This is a genomic window from Pseudomonas sp. NFACC41-3, assembly GCF_900109505.1.
Classification (GTDB): domain Bacteria; phylum Pseudomonadota; class Gammaproteobacteria; order Pseudomonadales; family Pseudomonadaceae; genus Aquipseudomonas; species Aquipseudomonas chlororaphis.
The window spans coordinates 238,009-255,292 of the sequence record NZ_FOAE01000004.1; the positions used below are offsets into that span (position 1 = coordinate 238,009).

General features: G+C 60.1%; 21 protein-coding genes. 8 read left to right on the forward strand and 13 right to left on the reverse strand.

Translation table 11 applies throughout. The features are described 5' to 3' along the window. Positions 1 to 12: 12 nt before the first annotated feature. Entirely contained in the window at positions 13 to 1,914 is a 1,902-nt protein-coding gene (locus BMY68_RS19140) for a potassium transporter Kup (protein ID WP_009042448.1), read from the reverse strand. 331 nt (positions 1,915 to 2,245) lie between these two features. On the opposite strand from BMY68_RS19140, the gene rimO reads away from it, so the two are divergent. From rimO to tsaA, 5 genes are all read left to right on the forward strand, one after another. After that, a complete protein-coding gene (gene rimO, locus BMY68_RS19150) occupies positions 2,246 to 3,583 on the forward strand; it encodes a 30S ribosomal protein S12 methylthiotransferase RimO (RefSeq protein ID WP_007923924.1) in 1,338 nt (445 codons plus the stop codon). A 106-nt stretch (positions 3,584 to 3,689) separates the two neighbouring features. Beyond that, positions 3,690 to 4,163, forward strand: a complete 474-nt coding sequence (locus BMY68_RS19155; protein WP_085529982.1) for a GNAT family N-acetyltransferase — start codon at positions 3,690 to 3,692, stop codon at positions 4,161 to 4,163. A gap of 82 nt (positions 4,164 to 4,245) precedes the next feature. After that, positions 4,246 to 4,956 carry an rRNA pseudouridine synthase gene (locus BMY68_RS19160; protein ID WP_025806691.1) on the forward strand — a complete coding sequence of 237 codons (711 nt, stop codon included), beginning with the start codon at positions 4,246 to 4,248 and terminating at the stop codon, positions 4,954 to 4,956. A 66-nt stretch (positions 4,957 to 5,022) separates the two neighbouring features. Then, the gene (locus BMY68_RS19165; RefSeq protein ID WP_007923927.1) at positions 5,023 to 5,484 is read left to right on the forward strand and encodes a YehS family protein; all 462 of its coding nucleotides are present in this window, start codon (positions 5,023 to 5,025) and stop codon (positions 5,482 to 5,484) included. Positions 5,485 to 5,546: 62 nt separating this feature from the next. Further along, positions 5,547 to 6,242: a tRNA (N6-threonylcarbamoyladenosine(37)-N6)-methyltransferase TrmO gene (gene tsaA, locus BMY68_RS19170; protein WP_085529981.1), complete on the forward strand. Its 696-nt coding sequence runs from the start codon at positions 5,547 to 5,549 to the stop codon at positions 6,240 to 6,242. Positions 6,243 to 6,315: 73 nt separating this feature from the next. On the opposite strand, the gene fpr is transcribed toward tsaA, so the two are convergent. Beyond that, complete coding sequence (fpr, locus tag BMY68_RS19175; RefSeq protein ID WP_007923929.1) at positions 6,316 to 7,095, reverse strand: ferredoxin-NADP reductase; 780 nt, start codon at positions 7,093 to 7,095, stop codon at positions 6,316 to 6,318. Between the two features lie 135 nt (positions 7,096 to 7,230). On the opposite strand from fpr, the gene BMY68_RS19180 reads away from it, so the two are divergent. Then, entirely contained in the window at positions 7,231 to 8,157 is a 927-nt protein-coding gene (locus BMY68_RS19180) for a LysR family transcriptional regulator (RefSeq protein WP_007923931.1), read from the forward strand. On the opposite strand, the gene BMY68_RS19185 is transcribed toward BMY68_RS19180, so the two are convergent. From BMY68_RS19185 to BMY68_RS19195, 3 genes are all read right to left on the reverse strand, one after another. Continuing rightward, positions 8,154 to 8,516 carry a diacylglycerol kinase gene (locus BMY68_RS19185; protein ID WP_009042443.1) on the reverse strand — a complete coding sequence of 121 codons (363 nt, stop codon included), beginning with the start codon at positions 8,514 to 8,516 and terminating at the stop codon, positions 8,154 to 8,156. The two genes, BMY68_RS19180 and BMY68_RS19185, sit on opposite strands and share 4 nt — an antisense overlap. Before the next feature lie 75 nt (positions 8,517 to 8,591). Next, positions 8,592 to 9,242, reverse strand: coding sequence for a response regulator transcription factor ErdR (gene erdR, locus BMY68_RS19190; protein WP_007923933.1), 651 nt, complete (start codon positions 9,240 to 9,242; stop codon positions 8,592 to 8,594). Positions 9,243 to 9,574: 332 nt separating this feature from the next. Further along, positions 9,575 to 10,285: a tRNA-uridine aminocarboxypropyltransferase gene (locus BMY68_RS19195; protein ID WP_009042442.1), complete on the reverse strand. Its 711-nt coding sequence runs from the start codon at positions 10,283 to 10,285 to the stop codon at positions 9,575 to 9,577. Positions 10,286 to 10,474: 189 nt separating this feature from the next. Here BMY68_RS19195 and BMY68_RS19200 point away from each other — a divergent pair, with 189 nt between their 5' ends. Continuing rightward, the gene (locus BMY68_RS19200) at positions 10,475 to 10,897 is read left to right on the forward strand and encodes a PA3611 family quorum-sensing-regulated virulence factor (RefSeq protein WP_009042441.1); all 423 of its coding nucleotides are present in this window, start codon (positions 10,475 to 10,477) and stop codon (positions 10,895 to 10,897) included. A gap of 1 nt (position 10,898) precedes the next feature. Here the strand turns inward: BMY68_RS19200 and BMY68_RS19205 are convergent, their stop codons facing one another. After that, positions 10,899 to 11,093, reverse strand: coding sequence for a hypothetical protein (locus BMY68_RS19205; protein ID WP_007923939.1), 195 nt, complete (start codon positions 11,091 to 11,093; stop codon positions 10,899 to 10,901). A gap of 482 nt (positions 11,094 to 11,575) precedes the next feature. On the opposite strand from BMY68_RS19205, the gene BMY68_RS19210 reads away from it, so the two are divergent. Then, positions 11,576 to 12,691 carry an LOG family protein gene (locus tag BMY68_RS19210; RefSeq protein WP_062823502.1) on the forward strand — a complete coding sequence of 372 codons (1,116 nt, stop codon included), beginning with the start codon at positions 11,576 to 11,578 and terminating at the stop codon, positions 12,689 to 12,691. Positions 12,692 to 12,736: 45 nt separating this feature from the next. Here BMY68_RS19210 and recX read toward each other — a convergent pair whose 3' ends face one another. The 7 genes from recX to BMY68_RS19245 all read right to left on the reverse strand — a co-directional run bounded on the left by recX (position 12,737) and on the right by BMY68_RS19245 (position 17,233). Then, complete coding sequence (gene recX, locus BMY68_RS19215) at positions 12,737 to 13,204, reverse strand: recombination regulator RecX (protein ID WP_007923941.1); 468 nt, start codon at positions 13,202 to 13,204, stop codon at positions 12,737 to 12,739. 8 nt (positions 13,205 to 13,212) lie between these two features. After that, positions 13,213 to 14,265, reverse strand: coding sequence for a recombinase RecA (gene recA, locus BMY68_RS19220; protein ID WP_007923942.1), 1,053 nt, complete (start codon positions 14,263 to 14,265; stop codon positions 13,213 to 13,215). Positions 14,266 to 14,348: 83 nt separating this feature from the next. Then, positions 14,349 to 14,849, reverse strand: a complete 501-nt coding sequence (locus BMY68_RS19225; protein WP_007923943.1) for a CinA family protein — start codon at positions 14,847 to 14,849, stop codon at positions 14,349 to 14,351. 82 nt (positions 14,850 to 14,931) lie between these two features. After that, positions 14,932 to 15,468, reverse strand: a complete 537-nt coding sequence (locus tag BMY68_RS19230) for a lysis system spanin subunit (RefSeq protein ID WP_009042438.1) — start codon at positions 15,466 to 15,468, stop codon at positions 14,932 to 14,934. Next, positions 15,450 to 16,013, reverse strand: a complete 564-nt coding sequence (locus BMY68_RS19235; RefSeq protein WP_085529980.1) for a glycoside hydrolase family 19 protein — start codon at positions 16,011 to 16,013, stop codon at positions 15,450 to 15,452. The genes BMY68_RS19230 and BMY68_RS19235 overlap by 19 nt, the downstream gene beginning before the upstream one ends. Positions 16,014 to 16,058: 45 nt before the next feature. Next, on the reverse strand, positions 16,059 to 16,490 hold the full coding sequence (locus BMY68_RS19240) for a phage tail assembly chaperone (protein WP_085529979.1): 432 nt from the start codon (positions 16,488 to 16,490) through the stop codon (positions 16,059 to 16,061). A 2-nt stretch (positions 16,491 to 16,492) separates the two neighbouring features. Further along, positions 16,493 to 17,233, reverse strand: coding sequence for a gp53-like domain-containing protein (locus BMY68_RS19245; protein ID WP_085529978.1), 741 nt, complete (start codon positions 17,231 to 17,233; stop codon positions 16,493 to 16,495). Between the last annotated feature and the right edge of the window lie 51 nt (positions 17,234 to 17,284).

The window sequence follows — 17,284 nt, forward strand, 5'->3', positions numbered from 1 at the left end:
TGTCGCGCCCGCTTACATCTCGATCTGCGTACCCAATTCGATCACTCGGTTCACCGGCAGCTTGAAGAAGCGCAGGTTGCCGTTGGCGTTCTTGAGCATGAAGGCGAACAGCGTCTCGCGCCAGCGCGCCATGCCGACAATCTTGGAGGTGATGACCGTCTCGCGGCTGAGGAAGTAGGTGGTGCGCATCGGGCTGAAGTCCAGCTCGTCCAGATGGCACAGCTTCAGCGCTTCAGGCACGTCCGGCTCGTCGGTGAAACCGAAGTGCAGGATCACCCGGAAGAAGCCTTCGCCATAGGAATCCACCTCGAAGCGACGCTGGGTCGGCACCCGCGGGATATCTTCATAGACCACGGTCAGCAGCACCACTTGCTCGTGCAGCACCTGGTTATGCAGCAGGTTGTGCAACAGCGCATGGGGCACGGCGTCGGAGCGCGCAGTGAGGAACACCGCGGTGCCCTGGACCCGATGCGGCGGCTGCACACGGATGCTGTTGATAAAGATCGGCAGCGGCAACGCGCCCTCGCCGAGGCGGTCCATCAACAGTTCCTTGCCGCGTTTCCAGGTGGTCATCAGGGCGAACAGCACAATCCCCGCCAATACCGGGAAAGCACCGCCCTGGAAGATTTTCGGCACGTTGGCGGCGAAGAACAGCCCGTCGACCAGCAGGAAGCCCAGCAGGATCGGCACCGTCAGCACCGGCGACCATTTCCACAGCAACAGCATCACCGCCGACACCAGGATGCTGGTGATCAGCATGGTCCCGGTCACCGCCACGCCGTAGGCCGAAGCCAGTGCGCCGGAAGACTCGAAGCCCAGTACCAGGAGGATCACCCCGACCATCAGCGCCCAGTTCACCGCGCCGATGTAGATCTGCCCCTGCTCCGCGCTGGAGGTGTGCTGGATGTACATGCGCGGGATATAACCCAACTGGATCGCCTGGCGGGTCAGGGAGAACGCGCCGGAGATCACCGCCTGGGAGGCGATCACGGTAGCCAGGGTCGCCAGGACCACCAGCGGGATCAGGGCCCAGCTCGGCGCCAGCAGATAGAACGGGTTACGCGCCGCTTCCGGGTTCTCCAGGAGCAAGGCGCCCTGGCCGAAATAGTTGAGTACCAGCGCCGGCAGCACCAGGGCGAACCAGGCGCGGGCGATCGGCTTGCGCCCGAAGTGGCCCATGTCGGCGTACAGCGCTTCGGCACCGGTCAATGCCAGCACTACCGCGCCGAGAATGGCCACGCCCATGCCCGGATGCACGATGAAGAACCGCACGCCCCAGACCGGGTTCAGCGCCTGCAGCACTTCCGGATGCTGGGCGATGCCGTAGATCCCCAGCCCGCCCAGGGTCACGAACCACAGGACCATTACCGGTCCGAACAGCTTGCCGATGCGATCGGTACCGTGTTTCTGGATCAGAAACAGCGCCACCAGCACGATCAGCGCCATCGGGACGACCCAGTGCTCGAGCCCGTCGAAGGCAATCTCCAGCCCCTCCACCGCCGACAATACGGAAATCGCCGGGGTGATCATGCTGTCGCCGTAGAACAAGGCCGCACCGATCAGGCCCAGGATGACCAGGACCACCCGCAGCCTCGGATAGGGCGTCGACGCCCGCCGGGCCAGGGCGGTCAAGGCCATGATGCCGCCCTCGCCCTGGTTGTCGGCCCGCAGGATGAACAACACGTACTTGATCGAGACCACCCAGATCAGCGACCAGAAGATCAATGCAAGGATGCCGAATACACCGTCGTGGTTGACCGGAACCCCGTAATGCCCCGCGAATACCTCCTTCAAGGTATAAAGCGGGCTGGTCCCGATGTCGCCATAAACCACCCCGACCGCCGCCACCAGCATCCCCAGGGGCCTGGCCCTGGAATGCTCGCCGCCTACCGCCTGACTACTTGCCTGACCCATCCACCACTCCTACTACCCAGATCGGGGCTTCTTATAAAAGGCATGACATTCAAGACAACGCCAAGCTTGCAAGACTCTCGTGAATGCCAATGCAGCATGCGCCCTTTTACTTACAGTTACAGACGTTCTGTTGACTATAAGAATTCACCTGGGCGCAACGGCGCGAAGCATAGCGCAGCACTCGTCGTATTTCCCTGCATAAAGCTGGTCAAGTGCGTCGGCCATCGCTAGAATTGCGCACTTTTTGATCAGAGGCGCCCCTAGCGCCCGTTCGTCGCCAGCGGTTTTATCCAGATCGCCGAGCGTCCCGACACCTATACCGAGGTTAGACATGTCCACCCCTACCGCGCCAGCCAACCCCAAGGTCGGCTTCGTTTCCCTGGGTTGCCCGAAAGCGCTGGTCGATTCCGAGCGCATCCTCACGCAACTGCGTATGGAAGGTTATGACGTGGTGTCCACCTACCAGGACGCCGATGTCGTGGTGGTCAACACCTGCGGTTTCATCGACTCGGCCAAGGCCGAATCCCTGGAAGTGATCGGCGAAGCCATCAAGGAAAACGGCAAGGTCATCGTCACCGGCTGCATGGGCGTGGAAGAAGGCAATATCCGCGACGTGCATCCGAGCGTGCTGGCCGTGACCGGCCCGCAGCAGTACGAGCAAGTGGTCAGCGCGGTGCACGAAGTGGTGCCGCCGAAACAGGACCACAACCCGCTGATCGACCTGGTGCCGCCACAAGGCATCAAGCTGACTCCGCGCCACTACGCGTACCTGAAGATTTCCGAAGGCTGCAACCACAGCTGCAGCTTCTGCATCATCCCGTCGATGCGCGGCAAGCTGGTCAGCCGCCCGGTGGGCGATGTACTGGACGAGGCCCAGCGCCTGGTCAAGTCCGGGGTCAAGGAACTGCTGGTGATCTCCCAGGACACCAGCGCCTATGGCGTCGACGTCAAGTACCGCACCGGTTTCTGGAACGGCGCGCCGGTGAAAACCCGCATGACCGAGCTCTGCGAGGCCCTCAGCACCCTGGGCGTCTGGGTCCGCCTGCACTACGTCTACCCGTACCCGCATGTCGACGAGCTGATTCCGCTGATGGCCGCCGGCAAGATCCTGCCGTACCTGGACATCCCGTTCCAGCACGCCAGCCCGAAAGTGCTCAAGGCCATGAAACGCCCGGCCTTCGAAGACAAGACCCTGGCCCGGATCAAGAACTGGCGCCAGATCTGCCCCGAGCTGATCATCCGCTCGACCTTCATCGTCGGCTTCCCCGGCGAAACCGAAGAAGACTTCCAATACCTGCTCGACTGGCTGACCGAAGCCCAGCTCGACCGCGTCGGCTGCTTCCAGTACTCGCCGGTGGAAGGCGCGCCGGCCAACGACCTGGACCTGGAAGTGGTCCCGGACGAGGTCAAGCAGGACCGCTGGGAACGCTTCATGGCGCACCAGCAGGCCATCAGCTCGGCGCGCCTGCAACAGCGCATCGGCAAGGAAATCGAAGTGCTGATCGATGAAGTCGACGAACAGGGCGCCGTGGGCCGCTGCTTCTTCGACGCCCCGGAAATCGACGGCAACGTATTCATCGACGGTGCCGGCGACCTGAAGCCGGGCGACAAGGTCTGGTGTCGGGTGACCGACGCCGACGAATACGACCTGTGGGCCGAAGTCCTGTAAGGCGTAAAAAACCGCAAAGCCCCGCTCTCTTCGCGAGATGCGGGGCTTTTTTAGGTCTATCGTTTGCTCAGGACCACGGATGCGTCACCACACAGGAGCAGGCGGCATGCGCCATCATTCGGTCATCCACACCCCGAAACACAGCGACTACCCGGAACTGACCCGGGTCTGGGAGGCCTCGGTGCGCGCCACCCACGACTTCCTGCCGGACAGCTACATCGAACTGCTGAGAAACCTGGTGCTGAACCGTTATCTGGATGCGGTGATGCTGATCTGCACCCGGGACCAGCGCCAGCACATCACCGGCTTCGCCGGGGTCGCCGCCGGCAAGATCGAGATGCTCTTCATCGATCCCGCCCATCGCGGCCAGGGCCTGGGCAAGCAATTGCTCAGGTACGCCATCGAACACCTGAACGCCGACGAGCTGGACGTCAACGAGCAGAACCCGCAAGCCCTGGGCTTCTACTTCAAGCAGGGCTTCGAGGTCATCGGTCGCTCCGAGCACGACGGCATGGGCCAGCCCTATCCGCTGCTGCACATGCGTTTGAAACAGCCCCAGCAGCAGGCGCTGCGCGGCTAAAAGCCACAGCGGGCAAATGGACCCGCGATTAACCGGCGCCGGGCAGGTACAATGCCTGCCCCCTTTTGCTACGGCCCCTGTCATGACTGACCCGATTCGTCTCTCCAAACGCCTCATCGAACTCGTCGGCTGCTCCCGCCGGGAGGCTGAGCTGTTCATCGAGGGCGGCTGGGTCACCGTGGATGGCGAGGTCATCGACGAGCCGCAGTTCAAGGTCGACACCCAGAAAGTCGAGCTCGACCCGCAGGCCAAGGCCACCGCGCCAGAGCCGGTGACCCTGCTGCTGAACGTACCGGCCGGCCAGGACGTCGACAGCGCCATGCAGTCGCTGAGCGCCGCCAGCCTGTCCGAGGAACACCGCTTCGGCAAACGGCCGCTCAAGGGCCACTTCCTGCGCCTGACCGCCAGCGCCGACCTGCAAGCCAACGCCAGCGGCCTGCTGGTGTTCACCCAGGACTGGAAGATCCTGCGCAAGCTGACCGCCGATGCGGCCAAGATCGAGCAGGAGTACGTGGTCGAGGTGGAAGGCGAGATGGTCGCCCACGGTCTCAACCGCCTGAACCACGGCCTGACTTACAAGGGCCGCGAACTACCGCCGGTCAAGGCCAGCTGGCAGAACGAAAACCGCCTGCGCTTCGCCATGAAGAACCCGCAACCGGGCGTGATCGCCCAGCTCTGCGAAGCGGTAGGCCTGAAAGTGGTCGCCATTCGCCGCATCCGTATCGGTGGGGTTTCCATCGGCAAGGTGCCGGTCGGTCAATGGCGCTACCTGTCCGCCAAAGAGAAATTCTAGGCCGACACCCATTCAGACGCCGCGCGTACATGCGGCGCTCAACGTGAACAGACCAGGACTGTAGACATGATTCATAACGATGTACTGCGCAGCGTGCGCTACATGCTCGACATCAGCGACAAGAAGGTCGTCGAGATCATCAAGCTCACCGGCTTTGACGTGAGCCTGGACGACATCGTCGGCTACCTGAAAAAAGACGAGGAAGAAGGTTTCGTGCATTGCCCGGACGAGGTCATGGCGCACTTCCTCGATGGCCTGGTGATCTTCAAGCGTGGCAAGGACGAAAGCCGTCCGCCGCTGCCGATCGAACTGCCGGTGACCAACAACATCATCCTGAAGAAGCTGCGGGTCGCCTTCGAGCTGAAGGAAGACGACATGCACGCCATCCTCAAGGCCGCCGATTTCCCAGTGTCCAAGCCCGAGCTGAGCGCGCTGTTCCGCAAGTTCGGCCACACCAACTACCGCCCGTGCGGCGACCAGTTGCTGCGCAACTTCCTCAAGGGCCTGACCCTGCGCGTCAGGGCTTAAGAAAGCTACAAGCTGCAAGTTCAAAGCTTGTAGCTCGAAGCTTGCAACTTGAGGCTTGCAAAATGACCTACAGCGTTTCCCCCATCGGCTTCGTGCGTTCCTGCTTCAAGGAGAAGTTCGCCATCCCGCGCCAGCCGCAACTGGCCCCGGCGGCCCGTGGCGTGCTGGAGCTGGTGGCGCCCTTCGACCAGGGCGACGCGGTGCAGGGCCTGGAACAGGTCAGCCACGTCTGGCTGCTGTTCCTGTTTCACCAGGCACTGGAAGACAAACCGCGGCTCAAGGTCCGCCCGCCGCGCCTGGGCGGCAACAAGTCCATGGGGGTCTTCGCCACCCGCGCCACCCACCGGCCCAACGGCATTGGCCAGTCGGTGGTCAAGCTGGACAAGGTCGAGGCCAATCGCCTGTGGATCTCCGGCATCGACCTGCTGGACGGCACGCCGATTCTCGATATCAAGCCCTACGTGCCTTACGCCGACATCATCGACAGCGCGAGCAACAGCATCGCCAGCGCGGCGCCGGCGCTGATACCGGTGCAGTGGAGCGACAACGCCCTGCAACAGGCTCATACGCACGCTCACCGCCTGCAGGAGCCGCTGGTGGAGCTGATCGAACAATGTTTGGCCCAGGACCCACGCCCGGCCTACCAGATGCCCACCCCGGAACGGGAATACGGCGCGCAGTTCTGGGATCTGGACGTACGCTGGCACTACCCGCAGCCGGGCCTGATCCAGGTCCTGGAAGTGGTCCCCGCGCGCTGACCGGCAACCGGAAACGAAAAAGCCCGCGCTGCCTTCTCAGGCAACGCGGGCTTTTTTCTGTGCTGCGAGTCGCTTACTTCTCGACGAAGGCGCGCTCGATCAGGTAGTCACCCGGCTCGCGCATGCGTGGCGAAACGGTCAGGCCGAAGCTGTTGAGCACTTCGCTGGTCTCGTCGAGCATGCTCGGGCTGCCGCACAGCATGGCGCGGTCGTCCTGCGGGTTGATCGGCGGCAGGCCGATGTCGCTGAACAGCTTGCCGCTGCGCATCAGGTCGGTCAGGCGGCCTTCGTTCTCGAACGGCTCGCGGGTCACGGTCGGGTAGTAGATCAGTTTTTCACGCAGCGCTTCGCCGAAGAACTCGTTCTGCGGCAGGTGCTCGGTGATGAACTCGCGGTAGGCGACTTCGTTGACGTAACGCACGCCGTGGCACAGGATCACTTTCTCGAAACGCTCGTAGGTTTCCGGATCCTGGATGACACTCATGAACGGCGCCAGACCGGTGCCGGTGCTGAGCAGGTACAGGTGCTTGCCAGGCTTCAGGTCGTCCAGTACCAGGGTACCGGTAGGCTTCTTGCTGATGATGATCTCGTCGCCTTCCTTCAAATGCTGCAGCTGGGAAGTCAGCGGGCCATCGGGAACCTTGATGCTGAAGAACTCGAGATGCTCTTCCCAGTTCGGGCTGGCAATCGAGTAAGCGCGCATAAGCGGGCGGCCGTTGGGCTGTTGCAGGCCGATCATCACGAACTGACCGTTCTCGAAGCGCAGGCCCGGATCGCGGGTGCACTTGAAGCTGAACAGAGTGTCGTTCCAGTGATGAACACTGAGGACACGCTCGTGGTTCATGTTGCTCATGTACGGGGGACTCCTGGAAAGTTGTCGGCGCCTGCTCTGCGACAAGCGAGCCGAACGCAATTGCACAGCATTCTAATGGCGGCGACAATATCTGTTAACTGGATTATTAAGATAAGGGTTATCGGTTATATCGATATGCGATTTACTCTCCGTCAACTGCAAGTATTCGTCGCCGTCGCCCAGCAAGAGAGCGTTTCTCGTGCTGCCGGCCTGCTGGCCCTTTCCCAATCCGCGGCAAGCACTTCGATTACCGAACTGGAACGGCAATCCAGTTGCCAGTTGTTCGATCGCGCCGGCAAGCGCCTGAGCCTCAACGCCCTGGGCAAACAGCTGCTGCCCCAGGCGGTGGCGTTGCTGGACCAGGCCAAGGAGATCGAAGACCTGCTCAACGGCAAATCCGGCTTCGGCTCGTTGTCGGTGGGCGCGACCCTGACCATCGGCAATTACCTGGCGACCCTGTTGATCGGCAGCTTCATGCAGGTCCACCCGGAGAGCCAGGTCAAACTGCATGTGCAGAACACTGCGCATATCGTGCAACAGGTCGCCCACTACGAAATTGACCTGGGTCTAATCGAAGGCGACTGCAGCCACCCGGACATCGAAGTACAAACCTGGGTCGAGGATGAGCTGGTAGTGTTCTGCGCCCCGCAGCACCCCTTGGCCAAACGCGGCCATGCGAGCATGGAGGAACTGACCCACGAAGCCTGGATCCTGCGCGAACAAGGCTCGGGCACGCGCCTGACCTTCGACCAGGCCATGCGTCATCACCGCAGCGCGCTGAATATCCGGCTCGAACTGGAACACACCGAAGCGATCAAGCGCGCGGTGGAGTCGGGATTGGGGATTGGTTGCATTTCCAGGCTGGCGCTGCGCGACGCCTTCCGGCGTGGCAGCCTGGTGCCGGTAGAGACGCCGGACCTGGACCTGGCCCGGCAGTTCTACTTCATCTGGCACAAACAGAAATATCAGACCTCGGCCATGCGCGAGTTCCTTGAGCTCTGCCGCGCCTTTACCGCCGGGGTGCAGCGCAGCGACGAGATCGTGCTGCCGAGCATTCCTTAGATAAGGATCACTGCCCAGACCACGCTAATCATGCTCAAGGCCACGAGTTGCGCGGCGCTGCCCATGTCCTTGGCATTTTTCGACAGTGGATGTCGATCCAGGGAGATGCGGTCGATCGCCGCCTCGACCGCCGAATTGAGCAGTTCGACAATCAGCGCCAGCAAGCAGACAGCTATCAGCAACGCCCGCTCGACCCGGCTGACATTCAGCAGGAAAGACACGGGGATCAGAATCACGTTGAGCAGCACCAGCTGACGAAACGCAGCTTCGCCGGTGAAGGCGGCCCGCAGGCCATCGAAGGAGTATCCCGAGGCATTGAGGATGCGTTTAAGACCGGTTTGACCTTTGAAAGGCGACATAAATAGGCAACTAGAACAATAAGGAATGGGAAAGCTAGTTCAACAAAAGTCAAAAAAGCGTGAAGAAAGAGCCAGTTACTGGCTGGAAATTGACTCAAGTTGTTGCAGGAGCAGCGCCGCCTGAGTGCGGGTCCGCACCCCCAGCTTACGAAAGATTGCCGTCACATGGGCCTTGATGGTGGCTTCCGAAACGCTCAGCTCATAAGCGATCTGTTTGTTCAGCAACCCCTCGCAGACCATGGTCAGCACACGGAACTGTTGTGGCGTCAGGCTCGCCAGGCCTTCGCTGGCCGCCTTGGCCTCGGCGGAGACGCTGACCTCTTCGAAGGCCTGTGGCGGCCACCAGACATCGCCGTCGAGCACGCTGCGCACGGCCTGTTGAATGACTTCGAGAGAACTGGACTTGGGAATAAAACCGCTGGCGCCAAATTCGCGTGAACGCACCATCACTGATGCTTCTTCCTGTGCCGACACCATCACCACCGGAATCTGCGGGTACTGACCACGCAACAGCACCAGGCCGGAAAAGCCGTAAGCGCCCGGCATGTTCAGGTCCAGCAGCACCAGGTCCCAATCGGCCTTTTCGGTCAGGCGGGCTTCCAGCTCGGCAATGCTCGCCACTTCCACCAGACGGACATCCGGGCCGAGGCCCAGGGTCACCGCTTGATGCAGTGCGCTACGAAAGAGAGGGTGGTCATCGGCAATCAGGATTTCGTATGTGGCCATTTTTCAAATGATCCTGTTTTTTATGGGAGCACCGATGCATTCGGTCCTCGCCAAGGCAACACAGGTGTCAGCCAGAATGCTGCACCCAAAGAGCACGATCAACGCCAAGAGCCCGGAAATGCGGCGTTTCAAAGATCGGTCGCGCCCTAATCGGCGCCAAGCATGCCCAGCGAAGCCGGGGTGGTCAAGCTTCGGGCTGTGCGGCATCTTAGCTTGCTAACTAATAACAGTGCCATCATGCAAAGCCACGCCCGCGCGGCTGCGCCTCGATGCTGAGCGGGATGCTGGTGGCACAGCTCTGGCCAAAAAATTCCAGTCCCTTGCCTCAGGTCTTACAGAAAAGGCTTGAGGCGCGTGTGCGTCTCATCATCGGGATCGATCTCAAGCTGGAACTTGGCCGACAGATAATGGGTGCTGAACACATCCAGATAAGCATCCAGCACTTCGCCGGCCTGCCGGTCCGCGGCCAACTCCAGGCACAGCGCCGCAACCTCCGCGGTACAGAAATGGTCATCGCGCTTGGAACGCCGCAGCTTGTAGCGCGACAACTGCTCGGGCTCCAGGCTCAATACCGGCAAATGCTCAAGATAAGGGCTTTTGCGAAACATCTTGCGCGCTTCGCTCCAGGTCGCATCCAGCAGGATAAACAACGGGCGCTTGCCCGCCTCCAGGCGGACTTCGTTCACCACCCGCTGTGGCGCGACGAACTCTCCGGGGAACACCACATAAGGCTGCCACTGGGGATCGGCCAGCAAGGCCAGCAATTGTGGGTCGACTTCTGTTCGCGACCAGGGGAACGCCATGGTGTCTTCTATGACATCGGCGATCAGCCAGCCGGTATTGCTCGGCTTCATGGGTTCGACGTCATGCATGATCAGGCACATCGCCGACTGCGCAGAAACCTTGGGGCGCCAGGCGCACATGCAATGGCTGGGAATCACCCGACAGCCCGCACAGCGCTCCGCCCGGGAACCCCGGGCGGTAAAAGGTCTGACGGCACGCGCCAGACGTTGAGCACGCAGGCGGGATACAGCATGACTCATTAGAAGCCGCCCTGGCAGAAAGGAGGAATCGACACGAAAAGAACTCGGAAAGCTGAAAATTCGCACAAGTTTATCAGAGCTCTCTGCTCAAACCTGTACCGCCTACCCTCGCTCCCCTATAATTTGCCGCCACTGAACGCACAGTCGCGTGACTGGTCGAAGCATCAGTCACTGAACCAGGAGAGTTTCATGTTGCGCTTTATCGTTCCCACCGCCGCCCTTCTGCTGGCCTTGCCGTTCAGTGCTCAGGCTGCATCGCTGCAAGACTTCGAACTGAACAAGACCCTGCAGAAAACCGCCGAGGAAAGTAACGTCGGCACGCCTCGGGAAGTCAACGAGAACATCCTCGACCAGGGTTATACCGTCGAAGGCAAGGAGCTGATCAACCACCTCAGCGTCCAGGCCGAACACGCGGAAAAAATGCGCGCCAACCCCAAGGCGGTCTACCTGCAACTGGGCGCCAGCGTTTGCCGTGACCCGAACTACCGCAAGCTGATGGCCAAGGGCGCGATCATGCGCTACGAATTCACCGAGAACCGCACCAACCGCCCGGTCGCCTCGGCACGCTTCCAGGAGTCGGACTGCCCGGCCCCGACGAAGAAGAAAAAGTAATTCAGTGTCCCGCTGCGTGCCGCTGTTGATCATCGGCCCGCAGCTCCGCCAACAGGGCCTGCAAATAGCTCGAACGGCGTTCCCCACCTTCAAGCCGGCGTCGGCATTCCTCTTCAAGAGTCAGATGATTGGCGTCTGCCGCTGACTTCAGCAGTTGATACAGCTGCGCATCTATTTCCAGTACGACTTTGTGCATGACCAGCCTCCGTGCCCCACTCGCCATTACCTGCGCGAAAACCCCGACCTGTGCATCCTGCCCTTTGACGCCAAGCTGTCTTGCTAGCGCTGTAACTTAGTAAATCAGAGCCTCCACCGGTCGACATGCGTTCAGACAGGCGGTGAATACGCTGCACGCCACCGCTAATAAGTGATTGCCAGCCCCGACTTTCGAGGCCCATGATCAAGTCAGCGCGAATCATCATGAAGGTCTAGATTTCAAAGTGTTCATGCTGAATTTTCCTGGGTGGATCCGGAGGCCGCCCAAGCGCGTCTTGCAGTGCACATGCTTTCTAAATCAAGGAATAGCAGAACCTGTATGGATGGCCCGCTGGCCACGTCAGGGTTTTTCCACCCTGGCGAATCAGCCGCCAAAGCCGGGCTGACAGCGACACATGCAGTGTCGTGATACCAACGAATGCTTCGTTCGTGTCAAAGGTTCTGTGCAGAAGGAGAAGTTGAATGCCTTACGAACCGAATGACCTCCTCAGTCGTCATTTTCAGAGCAACGGTATCGACCTCAGCAAGGTCGAAGAACAACTCAACCTGATCGCTCCCAACAGCCCCAACATTCCTCTTTATCGCGACATGATTCTCACCGTCCTGCGCATGGCCCAGGACGATCTCAACCGCTGGAACGCAAAAATCACCCTGCAGGCCCTGCGCGAACTGGAACATGCTTTCCGCGTGCTGGAACAGTTCAAGGGGCGACGCAAGGTGACGGTATTTGGCTCCGCGCGCACCCCGATCGAACACCCGCTGTATGGCCTGGCACGAGAACTCGGCGCGGCCCTGGCCCGCTCCGACCTGATGGTCATCACGGGTGCCGGTGGCGGCATCATGGCCGCGGCCCACGAAGGTGCCGGTCGCGATCACAGCCTGGGGTTCAACATCACCCTGCCCTTCGAGCAGCATGCGAACCCGACGGTGGACGGCACGGAGAACCTGCTGTCCTTCCACTTCTTCTTTACCCGCAAGCTGTTCTTCGTCAAGGAAGCCGATGCCCTGGTGTTATGCCCGGGTGGCTTTGGCACGCTTGATGAGGCGCTGGAAGTACTGACCCTGATCCAGACCGGCAAGAGCCCGTTGGTACCGGTGGTGCTGCTGGATGTCCCGGGAGGAACCTTCTGGCAAGGGGCGCTGGATTTTATCCACAACCAGCTCGAGAACAACCGCTACATCCTGCCAACCGACATGAAGCTGATGCGCCTGGCGCACAACACCGAGGAGGCGGTCGAAGAAATCAACCAGTTCTACAGCAACTTCCACTCCAGCCGCTGGCTGAAACATCAGTTTGTCATTCGCATGAATCACAAGCTCAGCGAACCGGCGCTCGAGCAGATGCAGACGGCTTTCGCCGACCTGTGCCTGAGCGATCGCTTCCATCAACATGCCTACAATGTCGAGGAGCACAACGAACCGGAGTTCAGCCATCTGGCACGCCTGTCGTTCACCTTCAACGCCCGCGACAATGGCCGCCTGCGCGAACTGATCGACTTCATCAACCTGCCGGAAAACTGGGCGGTGAATCAGGCCAAGGCGCAACAACGCACGAGAGAACCGATCAAGGTCACTTGAGCCCAAAAGCAGAGGCCCGCGCATTCGACTCGCGGGCCCTACAGGTCAATCGTCCACCCTTCGGCCGCTCAGCAAGCGGCCGATCATGTCCATCGAATATCCCCGATACCCCAGAAAGCGGCCTTGTTTGGCACGCTCCTTGGCATCTATCGGGAAATGCCCGGCAAACTTGCGCCGCCAGACATCCTCCAGTTGTGCTTGCCAGTCGATGCCGCTCTCACGCAAGGCGAGTTCGATATCGGCACGCTGCAAACCGCGCTGGCTGAGTTCTTCGCGAATACGCATGGGACCGTAGCCGGAACGGGCACGATAGGAAACGAAACTTTCGAGGTAGCGGGATTCGGATAGCAGCCCCTCTTCCGTCAAACGGTCAAGGGCTGTTTCGATCATCTCGGGAGAGGCGCCGCGCTGACGCAGTTTACGCGTCAGCTCGACTCGACCGTGCTCGCGTCGCGCGAGCAGGTCCATTGCGGTTCGCCGCACCGCGACGAGGGTATCGAGTACGGCGGTCATCAGATCGATCAGATATCCGCGTCGGCCATGTCATCGATAGTCTCGTTGACCGGCGAAGCTTTGACATCAGCGGTCGGAGCCAGCAGCTTGTCGCGAATCTGTTTCTCGAGGGCGTTACCGATTTCCGGGTTGTCCTGCAGGAACTTGGCCGAGTTGGCCTTGCCCTGACCGATCTTGTTGCCCTGGTAGCTGTACCAGGCACCGGACTTCTCGAGGAAACCATGCAGCACGCCCAGATCGATGATCTCGCCGTTCAGGTAGATACCCTTGCCGTACAGGATCTGGAATTCAGCCTGGCGGAACGGTGGAGCCACCTTGTTCTTGACGATCTTGACCCGGGTTTCGCTACCGACGACTTCGTCACCTTCCTTCACCGCGCCAGTACGACGGATATCCAGACGAACCGAAGCGTAGAACTTCAGCGCGTTACCACCGGTGGTGGTTTCCGGGCTGCCGAACATCACGCCGATTTTCATACGGATCTGGTTGATGAAGATCACCAGGCAGTTGGCGTTCTTGATGTTGCCGGTGATCTTGCGCAGCGCCTGGGACATCAGGCGGGCCTGCAGGCCCACGTGCATGTCACCCATCTCACCTTCGATCTCGGCCTTGGGCACCAGTGCCGCCACGGAGTCGATCACGATCACGTCGATGGCATTGGAGCGCACCAGCATATCGGTGATTTCCAGTGCCTGTTCACCGGTGTCCGGCTGGGAAACCAGCAGGTCGTCAACGTTGACCCCCAGCTTGCCGGCGTATTCCGGGTCCAGTGCATGCTCGGCGTCGACGAAGGCGCAAGTGGCGCCCATCTTCTGTGCCTGGGCAATCACGGACAGGGTCAGGGTGGTTTTACCGGACGATTCCGGACCGTAGATTTCAACAATACGGCCCTTTGGCAGGCCGCCGATGCCGAGTGCGATGTCCAGACCCAGAGAGCCAGTGGAAATGGCCGGGATCGCCTGGCGGTCGTGATCGCCCATACGCATTACGGCACCCTTGCCGAATTGACGTTCGATCTGACCCAGGGCCGCAGCCAAGGCTTTCTTCTTGTTGTCGTCCATTAAAGTCCTCACGTAATCAATAAGGCCTGACGGCCAACACCTGTATAAGTAGCCAGTATTATTCCACAGCGTTCGTGGATCGCCTACCCCTGTTTTGAGATTTCTGCCGCGGCATGTTGCAGCAAGCCCTCTAGCGCGGCCTTCACCGTTTGTCGGCGGACATCGTCCCGATTCCCGGCAAAGTGTCGGCACTCGGCCGTTACCGCCTCTCCCACGCCCCAGGCCAGCCATACGGTGCCCACCGGCTTCTGCGGCGAACCGCCATCCGGGCCGGCCACGCCGCTGACCGCCACGGCAAAACGCGCTCTGCTTTTGCCCTGCGCACCCCGCACCATCGCCTCGACCACCTCGCGGCTGACCGCGCCGACGGAAGCGAACAGCGCTTCCGGCACCGCCAGCTGTTGGGTCTTCTGCCGATTGGAGTAGGTCACATAACCCGCTTCGAACCAGGCCGAACTCCCGGGAATGCGGGTGATGGCCTCGGCAATCCCGCCACCGGTACAGGATTCGGCCGTGGTGACGTGGGTGTTCAGAATCTGCAGGCGCCTGCCAAGTTCAGCGGCAAGCTGGGTGATTTCGTTCACGGTCCTCTCCTGATCGGGTTGGCAGAGGTCTTACCGTACACGAGCGATACGCGCTTGCAAGGCACGGAGCGGATCAAAATGTTTAGCGGTTCAACGCCCTGACGTAGGCCTGGCACGCCTGCAGGGCGATCAGTCCCCGGTCGCCGGCATCGGTGATGCCGATAATTCGTTGAGCATGCGCCGGGTCAAGTCGGGCTCGCGGGGCTCCATGAACCAGGCCGCCGGCGGCGGGGGTGGCAGGCACTGTGCAGCCGGCGGCGCGGTCATGGGCGTCGAGGAGGACTGACAGGCGCAGATCAGCAGTGGCAAGACGGTCGCGCAGGCGACCTTGATCACGTTGGGCATCGCTCAAGGCTCGGTAATGGGTTTGGTCGCTGGCTTGCAGCTGTTGCTCCAGGGCCAGGCGTTTGTCCTGCTCGTCCCGCTGCCGGGCAGCGGCCGCCAGGTTCAACTGATTCAGCGCTTCGCCGTGCAGCCTGGCCTGCTCCGCCAGTTGCCGACCAAAACGCCACTCCTGAACCTGCCAGGCCAGCGTCCCCGCGATGCCGGCCACCACGGCCAGCAGCACGACGACAGCCATTGCCCGGTAAGACAGCGGCATCAGGCCGAAGGCTGGCATAACACCTCCCGCGCCCGCGCCCAGAGTTGCAGGCGGCCCTCCAGCCCGTTCAAGCCGCCGTTGATACGACGGGTGATGCTGTTGAACTGGTCGCGGTCGGCCAGTTCGTTAAGACCGTTCTGCTGCCAGAACCAGGCAGCCGACTCGGCGGCCCACTGCGGCTGTTCCAGCAATTGCGGCAACGCCAGCAAACGCTCGTCACCGAACAATCCGAGGCTGCATTGCCGGTAATTGTCGCGACCGGTGACCTGGATCAGACCCCGGCCACGGTATTTCTGGCCGTCGCCATCGGCCTCCGGGGTATTGCCCAGACGGGCCGCCAGGCTGCCGGTGTCGTATTTGCTCAGGTACTGGTCATTGCCCAGCTCCCGCACATAACGCAACTGCCCCGACTCATGACCGACCTGCGCGAGAAAGGCGGCCATACGTTTAGGCGTGTTGATATGGCGGTTCAGCATGGCGGTGTTAAGCGCAGAAACAAAAACGCCCGCTTGGGAGCGGGCGTTGGGCATGATGCGTTGAATCATTTCAAGGGTGACAGGCATTTCACTCTACCTCCTCTGCGTCGAGGACGTTCGGAACAAACAGGGTCATTTGTGCTCCTGGAGAACACTTTCAAGCCAGGCTGGCTCGACAGGTCGATATTCAACATCAGGAAAGTCGACAGCTGAAGGCCAGTCCCGCAACGCCTGCCTATAAGCCAGAAGCTCCTTGAACTGCTCGGTATTCAGCGTCGTCCCTTCGCCCATTTCCAGCTCTTCGTTGTCACGAATAACCAGCCACTGAGTCGACTCCAAAATCTTGTTACGCCAGGCCCTTTCAACCTCAGGAGTATTTTGGGATGCCGAGGAAATACGCTCGGGAAAACCTTTGCTATTCAGGGATAAAACAGTACCAGACAGTGCCTCAATTACCAGTGATTCATAGTCTTTATCACTGATCACGAAGGCGTCTACTGGAATATTTTTCCCGTGCAGTTCTGAGTTATAGAAACCGAAAGTTTCAGGAGAAAAGTAATACATATTCAATACCCTATGCCAATAACCCGGGCGGCGATAGTTTGCGACGGCCAATCGGGGCAACGTACATTAATCCCGGTAAGACTGCTTGCTCCCGGAGGATTGCAGACCGTTAGAAAGGTTCCAGAAGCTGTCCCTTCATGAGTGGCAACTGCAAGAAAACGCGCAGTGGGAAATGCCAGAGGCCAAGGGTTGTACTCTCCGTAGCTATTATTGGCAGTCTGACTTGCACTCCCCGTGATCCATTGAATGATCAGGCCGCCCATCCATGAAGGAAAAACAATGTACCCGGAAGCCCCCATTCTTATCAGAAAGCCCAATCGAAGCTTTTTAGGAGTCACGACAGAAGTGTCACTTGCACCGGCATTGACTTCCGCCTGCGAAGCCACTTTGACAATACCTGCGATAGACTCCGATGCCTGGACCAACTTCTTGGCAATAGCCTGAAACACGCGTAATGGCGACATGGTTTTGGCAGTATTGATTCCGGCTTCCGCCTCTTCCTGAGTAGCCAGATTTTCACTTTGTTTCTTTGAAATCAAAGCAGAAATCGCCGCTTTCAGTTGCGAATTGTCAGACTCATTCGGCGTATCCCCTGCTGCTCGAATAACCTCCAGAACTTCCTGTGTAACAGCATTCCCCCAATCAGCCGGAATCAAAGACCCTGGCATACCCGTGAGGGGATTTTCATCGACAAACTTTCCGTTTACCAAACCGGCACTCGGTACACTCTTTGGGTAGTCCACTGTCTAGCCCTCATACAAATTAAACATAAAAAACTTCAGCATTCGGCAAAG

Excerpts from the sequence above, each read along its gene's own strand:
- BMY68_RS19230 (WP_009042438.1), bottom strand. The coding sequence starts at position 15,468 with ATGCCAGCCTTCGGCCTGATGCCGCTGTCTTACCGGGCAATGGCTGTC.
- rimO (WP_007923924.1), top strand. The coding sequence starts at position 2,246 with ATGTCCACCCCTACCGCGCCAGCCAACCCCAAGGTCGGCTTCGTTTCC.
- BMY68_RS19195 (WP_009042442.1), bottom strand. The coding sequence starts at position 10,285 with ATGAGTCATGCTGTATCCCGCCTGCGTGCTCAACGTCTGGCGCGTGCC.
- BMY68_RS19165 (WP_007923927.1), top strand. The coding sequence starts at position 5,023 with ATGATTCATAACGATGTACTGCGCAGCGTGCGCTACATGCTCGACATC.
- BMY68_RS19185 (WP_009042443.1), bottom strand. The coding sequence starts at position 8,516 with ATGTCGCCTTTCAAAGGTCAAACCGGTCTTAAACGCATCCTCAATGCC.
- BMY68_RS19205 (WP_007923939.1), bottom strand. The coding sequence starts at position 11,093 with ATGCACAAAGTCGTACTGGAAATAGATGCGCAGCTGTATCAACTGCTG.
- BMY68_RS19235 (WP_085529980.1), bottom strand. The coding sequence starts at position 16,013 with ATGCCTGTCACCCTTGAAATGATTCAACGCATCATGCCCAACGCCCGC.
- BMY68_RS19155 (WP_085529982.1), top strand. The coding sequence starts at position 3,690 with ATGCGCCATCATTCGGTCATCCACACCCCGAAACACAGCGACTACCCG.
- BMY68_RS19180 (WP_007923931.1), top strand. The coding sequence starts at position 7,231 with ATGCGATTTACTCTCCGTCAACTGCAAGTATTCGTCGCCGTCGCCCAG.
- recA (WP_007923942.1), bottom strand. The coding sequence starts at position 14,265 with ATGGACGACAACAAGAAGAAAGCCTTGGCTGCGGCCCTGGGTCAGATC.
- fpr (WP_007923929.1), bottom strand. The coding sequence starts at position 7,095 with ATGAGCAACATGAACCACGAGCGTGTCCTCAGTGTTCATCACTGGAAC.
- BMY68_RS19200 (WP_009042441.1), top strand. The coding sequence starts at position 10,475 with ATGTTGCGCTTTATCGTTCCCACCGCCGCCCTTCTGCTGGCCTTGCCG.
- BMY68_RS19240 (WP_085529979.1), bottom strand. The coding sequence starts at position 16,490 with ATGTATTACTTTTCTCCTGAAACTTTCGGTTTCTATAACTCAGAACTG.
- BMY68_RS19210 (WP_062823502.1), top strand. The coding sequence starts at position 11,576 with ATGCCTTACGAACCGAATGACCTCCTCAGTCGTCATTTTCAGAGCAAC.
- tsaA (WP_085529981.1), top strand. The coding sequence starts at position 5,547 with ATGACCTACAGCGTTTCCCCCATCGGCTTCGTGCGTTCCTGCTTCAAG.
- BMY68_RS19160 (WP_025806691.1), top strand. The coding sequence starts at position 4,246 with ATGACTGACCCGATTCGTCTCTCCAAACGCCTCATCGAACTCGTCGGC.
- BMY68_RS19140 (WP_009042448.1), bottom strand. The coding sequence starts at position 1,914 with ATGGGTCAGGCAAGTAGTCAGGCGGTAGGCGGCGAGCATTCCAGGGCC.
- erdR (WP_007923933.1), bottom strand. The coding sequence starts at position 9,242 with ATGGCCACATACGAAATCCTGATTGCCGATGACCACCCTCTCTTTCGT.
- recX (WP_007923941.1), bottom strand. The coding sequence starts at position 13,204 with ATGACCGCCGTACTCGATACCCTCGTCGCGGTGCGGCGAACCGCAATG.